General features: G+C 62.9%; 10 protein-coding genes. 5 read left to right on the top strand and 5 right to left on the bottom strand.

The genetic code is table 11. From position 1 onward, the window contains the following. Positions 1–35: 35 nt before the first annotated feature. Positions 36–2,042: an FAD-dependent oxidoreductase gene (locus tag MTP16_RS01465; protein WP_243515275.1), complete on the bottom strand. Its 2,007-nt coding sequence runs from the start codon at positions 2,040–2,042 to the stop codon at positions 36–38. A 194-nt stretch (positions 2,043–2,236) separates the two neighbouring features. Between MTP16_RS01465 and MTP16_RS01460 the strand changes: the two genes are divergently transcribed. Then, positions 2,237–2,761 carry an acyl-CoA thioesterase gene (locus MTP16_RS01460; protein ID WP_243515271.1) on the top strand — a complete coding sequence of 175 codons (525 nt, stop codon included), beginning with the start codon at positions 2,237–2,239 and terminating at the stop codon, positions 2,759–2,761. 125 nt (positions 2,762–2,886) lie between these two features. Here MTP16_RS01460 and MTP16_RS01455 read toward each other — a convergent pair whose 3' ends face one another. Both MTP16_RS01455 and MTP16_RS01450 read right to left on the bottom strand, forming a co-directional pair. Beyond that, positions 2,887–4,272 (bottom strand): hypothetical protein, encoded by a 1,386-nt coding sequence (locus MTP16_RS01455; RefSeq protein ID WP_243515269.1) that lies wholly within the window; start codon positions 4,270–4,272, stop codon positions 2,887–2,889. Between the two features lie 271 nt (positions 4,273–4,543). Then, positions 4,544–6,406: a M1 family metallopeptidase gene (locus tag MTP16_RS01450; RefSeq protein WP_243515267.1), complete on the bottom strand. Its 1,863-nt coding sequence runs from the start codon at positions 6,404–6,406 to the stop codon at positions 4,544–4,546. Positions 6,407–6,626: 220 nt separating this feature from the next. Here MTP16_RS01450 and MTP16_RS01445 point away from each other — a divergent pair, with 220 nt between their 5' ends. From MTP16_RS01445 to MTP16_RS01430, 4 genes are all read left to right on the top strand, one after another. Continuing rightward, on the top strand, positions 6,627–8,966 hold the full coding sequence (locus MTP16_RS01445; protein ID WP_243515266.1) for a mechanosensitive ion channel domain-containing protein: 2,340 nt from the start codon (positions 6,627–6,629) through the stop codon (positions 8,964–8,966). A gap of 256 nt (positions 8,967–9,222) precedes the next feature. After that, positions 9,223–10,050, top strand: coding sequence for a helix-turn-helix domain-containing protein (locus MTP16_RS01440; protein ID WP_243515265.1), 828 nt, complete (start codon positions 9,223–9,225; stop codon positions 10,048–10,050). Between the two features lie 136 nt (positions 10,051–10,186). Next, positions 10,187–10,696 (top strand): cupin domain-containing protein, encoded by a 510-nt coding sequence (locus tag MTP16_RS01435; RefSeq protein ID WP_243515263.1) that lies wholly within the window; start codon positions 10,187–10,189, stop codon positions 10,694–10,696. A gap of 175 nt (positions 10,697–10,871) precedes the next feature. Then, positions 10,872–11,759: a lipase family protein gene (locus MTP16_RS01430; protein WP_243515262.1), complete on the top strand. Its 888-nt coding sequence runs from the start codon at positions 10,872–10,874 to the stop codon at positions 11,757–11,759. A gap of 209 nt (positions 11,760–11,968) precedes the next feature. Here the strand turns inward: MTP16_RS01430 and tssD are convergent, their stop codons facing one another. Further along, a complete protein-coding gene (gene tssD / locus MTP16_RS01425; RefSeq protein ID WP_243515261.1) occupies positions 11,969–12,370 on the bottom strand; it encodes a type VI secretion system tube protein TssD in 402 nt (133 codons plus the stop codon). Between the two features lie 125 nt (positions 12,371–12,495). Next, positions 12,496–13,866 (bottom strand): DUF5458 family protein, encoded by a 1,371-nt coding sequence (locus tag MTP16_RS01420; RefSeq protein ID WP_243515260.1) that lies wholly within the window; start codon positions 13,864–13,866, stop codon positions 12,496–12,498. Positions 13,867–13,888 lie beyond the last annotated feature (22 nt).

Here is a 13,888-nt window from a genome sequence, read left to right as displayed (position 1 = left end):
AAATTGACTTCAAAGGTAGGACCCGACGGGGCCCCTCAGGCTTCCACTGCCGCCGGCGCTGCTACCGCCCGGCCGGCCTTGATGCCCTGCGCCGTGAAGTGAGCCAGGGCCATGATGGTGAGCATGGGGTTGACGCCGCTGCAGGCCGGGAAGGCCGAGCCGTCGGCCACGAAAAGGCCCTGTACTTCCACGGTTTCGCCGGTGGTTCGGAGCGGGTGGGTGGCCGCGTCGCCGCCCATGCGGCAGGTGCTCATCTGGTGGGCGCTGTAGAGGCCGAACTGGTTGGGCTTCCAGCTCAGGTGCGGCAACTGGTCGAGCAGCTGGGGGTTGAGCAGCACGCCGTCCTGGGCTTCCAGCGTGGGCAGCGTGCCGTGGGGCAGGTACACCTTCTCGGCCCCGGCCGCCACGTGGATTTCGGCGGCGGCGCGCACGCCTTCCAGCATGTTGGCCCGGTCGAAATCCGACAGCACGTAGTCAATCAGCGGGGCGCCGTTTTTGTCGATGGTTACGCGGCCGCCGTCGCGGTCGCGGGTGAGGACGATGAAGGAGCCCAGGTGGCTGGCGTCGCGCAGCAGCTCGTGGTGCTGCCGGCCCGAGCGCCAGGGCAGCACCATGCTCAGCAGGCCGGGGTGGGTGGGGGGCGTTTCGAGCTTGGCGCCGAAGTTGGTGTCGTGCAGGCGGGTGTAGGTGTCGTTCACCACGCTCATGCTGGGGCCGTGCCAGGAGTTCATGGCCTGCGGATAGCGGGCGCCTACCACCACGGTGGGGTGCAGGTGCAGGTGGCGGCCCAGGTGCGGGTGCTTCAGGCCCGAGCGCAGCAGCAGCGCGGGCGTCTGGATGGCGCCGCCGGCCACCACCACGCGCTTCGCCCGCACGGTAATGGGGATTTGCCGGCCGTCGGCGGCGGTGTGCACGGCCTCCGCGCCGGTGGCGCGGTCCTGGCTGATGGTGACGCGGTCTACTTTAGTGTCGGCCAGAATGCGGGCGCCGTGCTCGAAGGCGGTGAGCAAATAGGTATTCAGAGTGCCCTGCTTGATGCCGTGGGCATCGCCCAGGGTGGTGTAGCCCAGGCTGCGGAAGTGGGCATCCGAATCGGTGAGGCCCTTTTCGTTGCGCGGAATCAGCTTCACTTCCTGGCCCAGCTTGGTTGAGCCGTTCCAGAGGGCCTGGTTCTGGCCGTTGTGGCGGGTGTAGTTGGTGTTCACGCCGATGGTGCGGGCCACGGCGTCGAGGCTGGCCTTGAATTCGGGGGTGATGAAATGGGGCGCGGCGTGCTCGCGGGCCCATTCCTGCAGCACGTAGTCGGGCGTGCGGAAAGCGCCGGCCCAGTTCACGGTGGTGCCCCCGCCCAGGCAAGCCCCGGCCAGGATGCCGATGCTGCCGTCCTGGGTGCAGAGCGTGCCCTTGGCGTCGTAGAGCGTGCCCAGCATGTCGACTTCGCGCTGGGTAAAGTCGCAGCCGTGGCAGTAGGGGCCTTTTTCCAGCACCAGCACGTCGAAGCCCGCCTCGGCCAGCTCGCCGGCTACCACGCCGCCGCCCGCGCCGCTGCCAATCACCAGCACGTCGCACTCGTAGGTAGTGGCCTCCGTGGGCTTCAGGGTGCGAATGGGCTTGGGCGAGTCTACGGGCATTTCGTCGGGCCCGGGGTAGCCCAGCAGGTCCCAGGCGGCCGGCACCTCAGCCATGCTGCCGCCGTAGTAGAGCAGCGTGCACAGCTTGCGCAGCGCCTGAAAGCCCTTGCGCAGCTGCGGCACGTTGCTGGCGGCCCAGCTTTGCAGCAGCTGCTCGCGGTGCGCGGCATCGAGCTTACGAAAAGGCTTCAGGGGGCCAAACCAGGTGAGGCCCAGCAGTGGCTTTTCCAGCAAATCGAGCAACTGGCCAAACTCTTTTTGCGCGCCCTCGGGCTGCTCCCTAATAGCGGCCTCAAGCTTCTCCAGGTTCACGCCTTCGGAGCCGGGCGGGCTGCCGTCGGGCAGAGAGGGGATGAAGGTGTCAGCCAGAGCTTTTAGAACGAGGGAGCGGTTGGGCGTGAGCGAAAACATGCGGCGGGAATTTGGGTGGTAAAAGGTAGGAAATTTTCCGCAAAGTGTTAGGCGTGCCGAGTAGTTCGGACGGTGGAACCTCACCCCGGCCCCTGTACCCAAGGAGAGGGCCGGGGTGGGGTTCCGGCGCCTGACGCTGCATCACGTTCAATGTGCCGACCTTTGCCCCATATCCTCCTGCCCTAAAGCACCCCATGCCCAAGCTCATCCAAACGCCCGAAACCACCTACCGCGTCCATTTTCAGGACTGCGACATGCTGGGCCACCTCAACAACGCGCGCTACTTCGACTACTTCCTCAACGCCCGCGAAGACCACACCACCGAGCATTACCAGCTGAACATGGGCGAAATTGCCCGCGAGCAAAAGGCTGGCTGGGTCATCACCAAACACCACATCAGCTACCTCAAGCCGGCGCGGCAGGGCGCGCGGGTGCGCATCCTGAGCCAGCTCATCCATTTCGACAACTCCAACCTGGTGCTCGAAATGCAGATGCGCAGCGAGGACGGCCTGCGCCTGCTGGCCCTGCTGTGGTCGGAAATGGCCTTCGTGAGCATGCCCGCCGGCACCCGCACCGACCACTCCAACGCCATGATGGACCTGCTCGACCAACTCGACGTGGATACCGTGGACTACGACCCCGACGGCTTCGACGAGCGGGTGAAAGAGGTGCGCCAGGAGCTGAAGAAGCAGCGCCGCAACGCGGGCAGCGACGAGTAAAGCGAAAACGGTCATGCCGAGCGCAGCCGAGGCATCTCGCGTGTGAAAGTAAACCCTAACATCCGGATTACTATCGCACGCGAGATGCCTCGGCTGCGCTCGGCATGACCGTTTTTGATGCTCCTCTAAAACGCCACCTGATATTGCAGTATGTACTCCCCGCGCCGGCTGGTGGCCTTGACGTCGCCGTTGGACTGGGCGGTGTAAATGGGCCGGTTCTGGTAGTTCACCGACAGCTTGCTGAGGTTGCCGAGGATGAGCCAGTTCACGCCCACGTTATACACCATCAGGGGGTCGGCGAGGCGCTCGTAGCGCGCCCATTGGGCCTGGGCGTAGGGCTGCAGCGTGCCGAGCCCGCCGAGGAGCCCCTGCCGGAGCAGGTAGCCGGCCTGGGCGTACAGGATGTGGCCGGTGCCGGTGAGCGGGACGTTGTTGCCGGGCCCGTTGAAGGAGCCCTGGCCGGCGCGCACGCCGTTGGCCGGGTTCATGACGCCCACGTTGCGAATGTAGCCGGGGCCAAAATCGTAGCGGTAGTACCCACCGTACGCGGTAATGGCCGTGCCGGCGGCGCGGCTTACCGGCGCATCATAGTACACGTCGACCGCCCACAGGTTCATGTCGGTGCTGATGGTGTCGCCCGCGGGCCCGCGGTGCCACATGGCGCGGGACTGGTGCACCAGGCCCGCGCCGAGGTTGAGCACGCGCTTTTTGCCCAGGTACGAGCCCGCGTTGCCGGCCCCGGCGTTGCTTTCCTGGTCCAGAAACTGGTACATCAGGTAGCTGTGCACGGCGGCACGCGGGTTGCGCGTCGAGTATGTGGAGTTGCGCGAAATCGGCTCGGGCACGGCCGAAGCCGTCTGCGTGATGAAAGGCTGGCCCACCGACGCCCGGTAGTCGAGTTTGCCCAGCTTGCCCTTGGCGTAGCCGCCCATGCGGCGCAAAAACTGGTCGTTCACGTCGATGTTGGCTTCCTGAAAGACGGGCAGGTCGAGGCCCAGAATGGAGGCCGTGGACGAGTTGGCAAAGCGCGAGGGCCCGTTCCAGCCGTTGAGGCCGAAGCCCAGGCTCAGGTGCTTTTTGATGAGGGCGTAATCGGCCGTGACGTCGTGAAAAAACGCGCCCGTTTTGCGCGGCGACAGGTACGAAAAGTTGTTTTGGCCGAACTGCAGAAACACGTAGAGCCGCGGCGTGAGCTGCCCGCTCAGCACCAGGCGCACCCGCCGGATGCCCACGTCCACGGTATGCGGCTCCGGCTCCCCGTTCACGGTGGTGCCCGGGTTGCTTTCGTTGAGGCGCGCCCAGGTTTGGGCCAGGAAGTTGAGCTTGAGGTAAGTGCTGCTGTCGGGCGAGAGGTAGGTTTTCAGGCCGTCGCGGATGCCCGGCGGCACCGTGGGCGGCGGGAGCGTAGGCGCCACCTGGGCCACGGCCGGGCCGGTGCCCCCCAGCAGCAAGGCCAGAAGAACGGCTTTGGAGAAATGAGCGGCGCTGCTACGCGGTAGTACTGATAACATCAAACGGAAAGGCAGGTAGCTACAGCGGGGCGGGCCGTAGCGGTGGGAGAAAGCGAACAGAATAGCCGGGCCAGCGCCCGGCTGCTTGCCGCACCCGGCGCCGGCCAAAAAGGCCGGGCGCGTTGAATGCGGAGGGTTGCAAAAAGCCCCGCGCTGACCAGCAGCCCGGGGCTTTGGAGTACAAATTACGGTCGGCTTTGGGCGATTGATGCGTCAGTGTTAAGAAATCATTACCCGAGAGCCGCCGCTGGCGCCACTACCCGCCGGGTTATCAGCGCGCTGCGGTGGCGTTGTCTTTCTCGTTGGCATCCATGAAAATGCCGCCGTCCACGCGCACCGATTTCACGGCCTTGGGCAGGGTGAGCGTTGCTTGCTTCTGGTTGGCCTGCCACACGGCGGGCGACTGGTGCAGGGTGGCCTTGCTGCCGTCGGCGTACTCCACCAGCATATCGAAGGGCACCACGAAGCCGCCGATGTTCTGCACCGTCACCGTGTTGCCGCTGGCCGTCACGGCCAGGTCGATGTAGCCGTTCGTGAAAAACCAGTTGTTGAAAAACCAATTCAAATCCTGGCCGCTGGCGCTGCTCATCGAGTTGAAGTAGTCCCACGGAATGGGGTGCTTGCCGTGCCAGCGGTCCATGTACTCGTGCAGGCTTTTCTTGAATAGCTCGTCGCCGAGCATGTCTTTCAGGGCGAAGTAGCTGAGCGAGGGCTTGCCGTAGGCGTTGTTGCCGTAGCCCGACTTCAACTCGCTGCTGGGCGTGATAATGGGCAAATCCTGGGGCGTAGCAATGTTGTTAATCCAGCTGCTTACGCGGAACTGCTTGTAGAACCTGTCGGCCGTTTCGGCCCCGTTTTCGGCCGTGTTGATGAGGCGCTCAAACGTGGTGGCCCAGCCCTCGTCCATGTAGGCGTAGCGGCTTTCGTTGATGCCCATGTAGAATGGGAACCAAGTGTGCGCGATTTCGTGGTCCTGCACAAACTGCGCGAACTTGGGGTCTTTCTGTGGGCTGTCGTTCACCATCATCGGGTATTCCATGTCGGCAAAGCCCTGGAAAGCCGTCATTTTGGGAAACGGATAGGCCACGCCCGGCCAGTTTTTGGGGTTTGAAAACCAGCCCAGCGCAAACTGCCCGTTCTTCACCGATTCGCGGAAGTCCACCGTCGAGTCGGCGTAGGCGGCCTGCATGCTGGCGCGGCGCTTGGCTTTGGCATCCACAATCACGCTGGCGGCGTCCCACACGTAATGGTCGCTCAGCCCCACGGTCACGTCCGAGATGTCCTTGGCCGTCCACACCCAGGTATTTATCGCCTGTTGGGCCGTAATGCTCTTCTTGGCCAAATCAGCGGCCGTGGCCACGTGAATGACGGCGTCGCTGGTCATCGATTGCTTGAGGCGCTTGGCGGCGGCTTTTTGCAGCACCTGGTCGGGGTTTTGCAGGGTGCCAGTGGCCCACACGATGTAGTTGGCCGGCGCTTTCACGCGCAAGGTGTAGTCGTTAAAGTCGTTGTAGAACTCCTTGCTGTCGACAAAGGGCAGGCGGTCCCAGCCGGCGTAGTCGTCGTACACGGCAATTCGCGGGTAGAAATAGGCCAAGAAGTAGGTGGTGGGGTCAATCATGCCCTCGCGCCCGCTTTCCTTGGAAATGGGGAAATGCCAGGCTACAGCAAATTTCACCGAATCGTGCGGGGCCAGCGCCTTAGGCAGGCGCACGCCTGGCGCAGTGCCGAGGTTTTGGGGTAGGGGCTTCGACTGGCCCGCCACCAGAAACGTGTCAATCACCACGCCGGAGGTGAGGTAGTCGGGCGAAGCGTCGCCGTCGCGGGAGGCGCCGGGCTTGTGGATGTTCTGCATGATGCGCAGCACCACCTGACGCAGCGTGTCGGGGCTGTTGTTGTAATAGGTGATGGTTTCGCGGCCGCGGATGTCGCGGGCGGGCGGGGCGGCCTGCACGGTGATGTCGTAGCGGGCGCGGTTTTGCCAGTAGCGGGGGCCGGGGCGGCCGTCGGGGCTGCGAGTGCCTTTGGCGAAGGCGGCTTTGATGTCGCGCGGCATGTAGAGCGGCGTGGTTTGGGCAGCGGCCGTATCGGCCAGGCCGGCGAGCAGGAGCGCAGTGAGGAGGGGTTTAATCATAGCAGGGACAGACGCAGGGAATGAGACGGACGTTGCATGTAGCGTGGACTCTGCGAGTCCGCGCATCCGGAGGACGTGCGCCCAGGCGCGGACTCGCAGAGTCCACGCTACATGCTCGGTCGATGCAATGCCCCCATTCGGCGGCACAACGCCCGGCTGCATCTTTTGCTAAAAAACCGGCCAACGCTACGCCCGTATTTTTCCGGCTTAAAGCTGCTCTATGCCCGTTCCAAATCTGAAAACATCCTGGCTCAGCCTGCTTTGCTGGGTTTTGCTGCTAGCCCCCGCCGCGGCCCAAACCACCGTGACGAAGGAAGACACGATGGCCGTGGACACCACTGCCACCCGCGACGACTCCTACCGCCTCGAAGTGGGCTATACCACGCTCAGCAGCATTTCGGGGCAGGTGCGCAAGGTATTCGACACGCGCGGGCTGGCCGAGGAGCTGCCCGACGTAGTGGAGAACCTCAAGGCCATTCAGTACACGCTCAAGCAGAAGGGCCAGGTGGTCGACATCAAGCAGCTACAGATGTGCCAGCTCATGCTCAGCACCATCCAGGACGAGCTGGGGGAGTGGCGCGCTGAACTGGCCGAGGCCAACCAGCAGCTGGCCGCCATGCAGGCCCGGCTTAAAACCATTGCCCCGCCGCCCGCCCGGGCAGCCTCGCTTGATGCCACCGCGCTGGCCCTGGCCCGCTCCGACTCGGCGCTGTGGGCGCGGCGCCAGCGCATTGCCGGCCTGCTCGAAAAGCGCTATCTCAAGGTGAAGCAGCTGCAGACGCAGGTGGCCGCCAGCTACATCCAGGGCATGGAACTGCAGGACGAGGTGGGCGACCAGATGCGCCGCTACAGCCGCACCAGCGCCAAGCTCAACTACCCGCCGCTGTGGGATGCCGCGGCCACGCCCCCCGTGCCGCCCGACCCCAAAGCCCGCAAAGCCGGCCAGTACCGCCGCGAAATTATCGCCTTCTACTTCGCCCACAACTGGGACAACTGGGCCTACATGGCCCTCATCGGGCTGGTGTTCTACGGCTGGGTCACGTTCAACTACCGCCGGGCGCGGGCCGAGGGGCTGGTCATCACCGAGCCGTTTCGCTACCTGCGGCCGGGGCCGGTGGCGGCCACGCTGGTGGTCATGTTCAGCCTGGCGCCGGCCCTGGAGCTGCACCCGCCTCCCATCTACCTAGCCTTGTTGCAGCTGCTGCTCTTGGTGGCACTCACGGCGGTATTTGCGCGGAGCTGGCCGCGGCGGCATTTCTTTGGGTGGCTGGGGCTGGTGGCGTTTTTTGTGTGGCTGAGCATCACCAACGCCAACGCCACCACCGGCTTGCTGGCCCGCTGGGGCCTGTTGGGGCTCAACGCGCTGGCGGTGGGCATTGGCGTCTGGCTGTTGTGGCGGCTGCGCCAAACGCTGGCCAAGCTGCGCTTTCTGATTCCGGTGACGGGCCTGTTCATCGGGCTCAATGCGCTGGCCGTGTTTTGCAACGTGGTGGGGCGCCTGAGTCTGGCCAAGATGTGCAGCACGGCGGCCATTTTCGGGCTCACGCAGGGCATCGGGCTGGCGGTGTTCATCGAGCTGTTCACCGAAGCCTTCCACCTGCAGATTCTGTGCAGCCGGGGCGCCACGGGCGCCGCTTCGGCCTTCGACTACGACAAGATTGAAGCCAACCTGCTCCGCCTGCTCACGGTGCTGGCCGGGGCGCTGTGGCTGGTGGTTTTTACTTCCAACCTCAATATCTACAGCCTCATCTACGGCTTCTTCGAGCGCCTGCTCACCACCACGCACGTGCTTGGCAGCACCGAATTCACCTACGGCAACATCCTGCTGTTCTTCGTCATTCTCTACGTTTCGGCCCTGCTGCAGCGCTACATCGGCTACTTTTTCGGCGATGTGGGCAACGACGACAGCGTGGATGCGCGGCAGCGGGGCTCGTGGCTGGTGGCGCTGCGGCTGCTGCTGGTGCTGGTGGGTTTTGCGCTGGCCACGGCCGCCACGGGCCTGCCGCTGAGCAAAATCGCCATCGTGTTTGGGGCGCTCAGCGTGGGCATCGGCCTGGGCTTGCAGAGCATCGTCAACAACCTGGTATCGGGCATCATCCTGATTTTCGAGCGGCCTTTTCACGTGGGCGACTACATTGAGGTGGCCGGCAAATCGGGCCGCGTGCACGACATCGGCATCCGGTCCAGCAAGCTCACCTCGCTCACGGGCTCCGAAATCATCGTGCCCAACGGCGACCTGCTCTCCAACCACGTCATCAACTGGACGCGCACCAACGACCATATCCGCACCGACCTCTCTTTGAAAATGACGCCCGGCACCGCCGATTTGCAGGCCAGCCTGCAAACCGCCCGCGAACTCATCCAAGAAGAAATCAAAACCAGCCCCTACACTTTGCACAACCTGGCGCCCGAAATCCTGCTCAGCAGCATCAACGGTCAGGTGTACGAGCTCAAAGTGCTGTTCTGGATTACCAACATCCGGCAGGAGCAGCTCACCAAGAGCGAGATTCTGGCCGGCATTTACCGCCGCTTCACGGCCGAGGGGCTGATGCTGAGCTAGAGGCTGAGGCTCCGGGGCGCCTACCTTGCCCCGTAGCCTCATCCAGCCATCAAAAAACTGCCCGGCGGCCCGACGACGCGGTGGTCGGCGTCAAGGGCCAGCTGACGGCCGGGTTGCAGGCTGCCGGCTACCCACTGGTGACAGCGTTTGCCGGGGAATGATGTAGCGTTGGGATGCACGGGCCGCTACGTATCTTAACCTCGGCCAAAGCTTTTGCTGAAAGCAACCGGCGTCACGGTCCCCCTTTGCTATCCGTATGATATACCAGGCAACGCAGCCGCACCCCGCCCTGCAGCCCTACGTGAAGGAGTATTTGCTCTGCGACTTCGATTTCAGGGGGCTGCGCGAAATTCCGACCAAGCTGCTGCCGGCGCGGGCCGAGCAAAGCATCATCTTTTACCCCGGCGAGGCGTTTACCAAAGTCAGCCCCGACCGGAACCAGCGGCGTCTGATGCCGCACACCCTGATGCAGGGCCAGCCGCTCACGGTGTGGCACCACCATTACCCGCGCACGTTCAGCCTGGTGAAGGTGATTTTTCAGCCGGGCGGGCTGTTTCATTTGCTGGGGGGCGCCCCGATGGCCGAGTTTACCGACGCGGCCATCGACGCGGAAAGCGTGTTTGGCAAGGAGATGGGCGAGGTCATTCAGCAGCTGATGAACACGGCGCGCTACGCCAAGATGCTGGCGGTGGTGGACGCATATCTGGTGCAGAAGTTCGGGCGGCTGCGCCTGCGCCGCGAGCCCATCGACCAGCTGGGGCGTTGGCTGCAGGCGGGCAGTCCGGCCGTATCGCTCGACTACCTCGCCCGGCAGTCGTGCCTGAGCTTCCGGCAGTTCGAGCGCAAGTTTCGGGAGCGAATGGGGGTGAGCCCCAAGCTGTTTATGCGCATTGCGCGCTTCAACCGGGCGTATGCGCTGAAAGAAAAAACGCCGGCCCGCGACTGGCTCGACATTGCGCTGGCCTGCGGCTACGCCGATTACCAGCACATGGTGAAGGATTTTAAGCAGTTTGCCGGCGTCACGCCCACGCTTTTTGTGGAGGCCGAGGCGCGCTCGCCGGAGCACATTTTGCTGCTGCGCTAAAGTTGTCGTTTTTTGACCACCGGGCCGGTGCTGCCTAAGCATAGGTTTGCTGAAATAATTCGCTATTTCAGTACACGCCATGGATACAGCATCGCGCCGCGCGGCCCTCAAAACTCTTTCAGCTACGGCAATTGGTATGGCCCTCTCTCCTCATCACACGCTGGGCGCGGCCCCGGCGGCCCAGAAAAAGCCCTTCGTGGTGCGGCACGCCGATGCCCGCGCCGCCGAGCATTACCACATGATGGGCTTTGACTTGTATTTGAAAGTGTCGGGCAAGGACACCGACGGGCAGCTGGCCATGTTCTCGGGCGCCTACCGCAAGCACGACGGCCCGCCCCTGCACGTGCACTACGAGCAGGACGAGGAGTTCTACATCACCGAAGGCGAATTCTTGGTGCAAGTAGGGGAGGAGAAGTTCACGCTGCGCGTCGGCGATTTGATTTTCCTGCCGCGCAACATCCCCCACGCCTTCCTCACGCTGAGCGACACGGGCCGCATGGTGTTCATGACGCACCCAAGCGCCGGCACCGAAATGCTGTTCAAGCAGCTGGCGGCCCTGCCGCCCACCGCCACGCTCGACGACGCGCAGAAAATTCACGTGGCCAACGGTTGCCGCATCCTCGGCCCGAAGCTAACCGCGGGCTAAGACAACGACTCGGGCCTTTTGAGGAAACGAGCCACTGCTACTTTCGTGGTACCTGCCGGCGCGCCCACACCCCCGCCAGCCGGTGAAGGCCATTAACCTGCCCGGCAGCTTCCTTATGCGCATGCGGTTTTCAAAACGAAGGGCCGGGGCCTGGTTTCCGGGCTGGCTGTTTCTAATGCCGTTCCTTGCCACCTGCCAGCGGCCCGATGACGCGGTGGTCAGCATCAAAGGCCAGCAATACCACCGCACTCCGGCCGAGCTGGCGCAGGGCCAACTCACGCCCCGTTTAAAAGATGCCGACTACCAGCTGGTAAGCGACATGGCCATGCTCAGCGCCATCGTCTATTCGGGCGTAAAAACGACCAACCACCGCCCCAACTACCGCCAGGACACCGCCAAGTACGCCGTGGAGCGGCGCGAACTGGCCCGGCGCGGCTGGCAGCCGTTTCCGTTCACCGACACCTTGGCCACTCCGGCGCGGCAGCATCGGCTGGGCGGCATGGTGTACGACGTGTGGGTGCAGCAGCGGCCCGGCGCCCGGCCGCTGGCGGTGCTGGTGTTTCGGGGCACCAACTACCTGGAGTTTGCCGACTGGGTGGCTAACACGCGGCCCGTTACCAACTGGCCCGCCCTGTGGGACCAGTACGAGCAAGCCCGCGCCCTCACGCCCGCCGTGGTGGCCCGGCTCGATGCGGCTTATGGGGGCCGGGCGCGCATCATGGCGGCGGGGCACTCGCTGGGCGGCGGGCTGGCCCAGCACGCCGGCTACACCTGCCCGCGCATCGAAAAGGTATTCGCCTTCAACTCCTCGCCGCTCACCGGCTACTTCGACCTGGCCAAAAAAGAGCGGCTGTTTCACGGCAGCCAGCGCCGCACCTTTCTGGTGTATGAGAGCTACGAGGTGCTGGCGCTGTTTCGGGCCGTGCCGTCGTATCTGGACCGTTTTCGGAATCTGGACATCGTGATGGTGCGCTACAATTTCACTACGGGCCTCGATTCGCCCTCGCCCTTCCGGCAGCACGCCATGCAGCGGCTGGTGACGGGGCTGAAGGAAAAACGGTAAACCGAAAGAAGCTTCGAAAGCGCAGTTGGCATTGGGCTGTCAGTGTCGACCGGTTGCGGCCTCAAGCGTAGGTGCATTGCCTCCGGACCTGGTAATAGCTCACCACACTCAAAATCAGAAGCAGGAAAACACCCACACGCCGGGGCTATTTCATAAAAAAAGCCCCGCCGGTATCACCGGCGGGGCTTTCCAAATCTATTTATTGGGGGTTATACCCACTTGTTATCGAGCGATGCGCCATTGACATCAATCTTGTTGGCCGAGATGACCAGGCTCAGAAGCATCGAAGCCTGCGTTTCGCCGCCCCGGGCATCAAAGCTTTCGCTGTAGCCCACGCAGTAGGCTTCCTTGAAGGAAATCTCCTTCATTTTCGAATCCTGGTCACCGCGCTTGAACACGATTTTGCCATCGGCCCGTTTGTAGGGGTCCAGCATCCAGCTGATGAGCTTCACGCTATCAGTCGACACAATGGTCACCTTGATGGTACCGCCTTGCACAACAGACGAAGGGCGACCCTTGTCATCGGTGGTCTGGTTGAAGGAGTAGCTGCAGCTAACTACTTCGCAATTTTCGCTGCCAGCAGCGTCAAAAACAGCACTGAAAGAGGCCATAGGGTAAATTTGGTTGTTGGTGAAAAAAAAGGAAAGGCAAAAAAATATCGGTTATTCAACCGAGGCAATCAGGAGTAGTCTCTGAAAGACAAGGGGAAAGGGGAAATAAGTGCCCACTCAGGGCATTATTGTTGAGCATATTCGGCGCTCCAGTCGCGGCCGGGGTTGTCCGGGTCGTCGCCTTTTGTGCCATCCAGCGACACCAGGAAGGTTTTGGCCGGGAAATAAGGCACCATGTGAATATCGAGGTTGATGCGGTCTTTTTGGTCGGGGTCGCGCTCGAATTTCTTGATGGAGAATTTTTCAATCAGTTTGCCCGGGCCCGCGATGCCGTCGAGGAAGCGCACAATCTGGTTCTGAATGTCCATGCGCATGTTGTGGTCCCAGTTCTCGAAGGCGCGGCGGTTGAGGAAGTCAATCAGCACCTTGGTCACGTAGTCGAACACGCGCACCACGGAGTAGGTCTGCAGGCCGATGTTGTCGCCGTTGAAGAGCGTTTTGGCCGAGAAAGCCATCACGCGGCCGTACTCGTTCACCATCGGCACCAGGCCGATTTTCTCCATGTTGGCGATTTCGCTCTTGCGCAGGGGAAACTTGACGCCTTCCACCTCGTTCAGGGTGCCGTGCTTGCGGCCGGCCGTGACCTGCGACGCCAGCGTGGAATAGATGCGGCCTGCCAGCGCCGACGAAGGCGGCACGAACATGTCTTCCTCTTCCCCGATTTCCTCAATCTTGCCCCGGCCCACCAGCCAGTTGGCAGCCATCACCACGTTGGCCTTGTGGGGCTCGGCGCCCGTCAGGTTGGCCTCGTCGAACAGCTCGATGACGTCCTCGGGGGTGTCGTAATGCTCAAAGTCGGTCACGAGCATCACCTTGTTTTTGTGGGCAATTTTGGCCCACTTGTCCACCACTTTGTTGGAGCCCAGGTAGCCGGGCACCACCAGCAGGGAGTAGTTGTCGCGCAGGTCGAGGCGGTCGTAGTTCTGTTCCAGCTCGTCGGCCACGGCATCCACGAAGGTGGTGTTGTCCAGGTCTTTCAGCTGGTCTTTGTCGGCGTTGAGGATGGACACGTTTTTCACCTCATCCTGGTCGGTGTTGCGGAAAAACAGCGCCACCGAGCGGTAAGCCTGCTCCAACTCGTGGGTGGCCTCCACGGCCGTTTTCAGGTTGTCCGTCAGTTGCTGCTGCGTGTCTTCCACGCGCTGCGAGCCTTTTTCAATGGCATCGGCCACGGTATCGGCCTCGCTGAGCAGCGAGTGCCACAGCGCCAGGCGCTTCTTGAGCTGCGCGCGGTCGGCTTTCTTGTTTTCTTCGGAAAGGAAGATTTTTTTCCGGGCCTTCTTCTCCGGATTCAGGTTTGAAGCCCCGTCGATGGTGGTTTCGAGCAAGTCGAAACCGCCCACTTTCAGGAGCGCCTGGGTGCTTTGTTCCAGGCTGGGCGCGGCACCCTCACGGGCACGGTAATTGGCAGCGGTGTCTTGCTGTTCGGGAGCCATAGGTAGGTTCGCTATGCGGCAA

The organism is Hymenobacter monticola, from assembly GCF_022811645.1.
GTDB classification, from domain to species: Bacteria; Bacteroidota; Bacteroidia; order Cytophagales; family Hymenobacteraceae; genus Hymenobacter; species Hymenobacter monticola.
The sequence above is the reverse complement of the archived record's forward strand: the minus strand, read 5'-3'. Positions and strand labels throughout refer to the sequence as shown.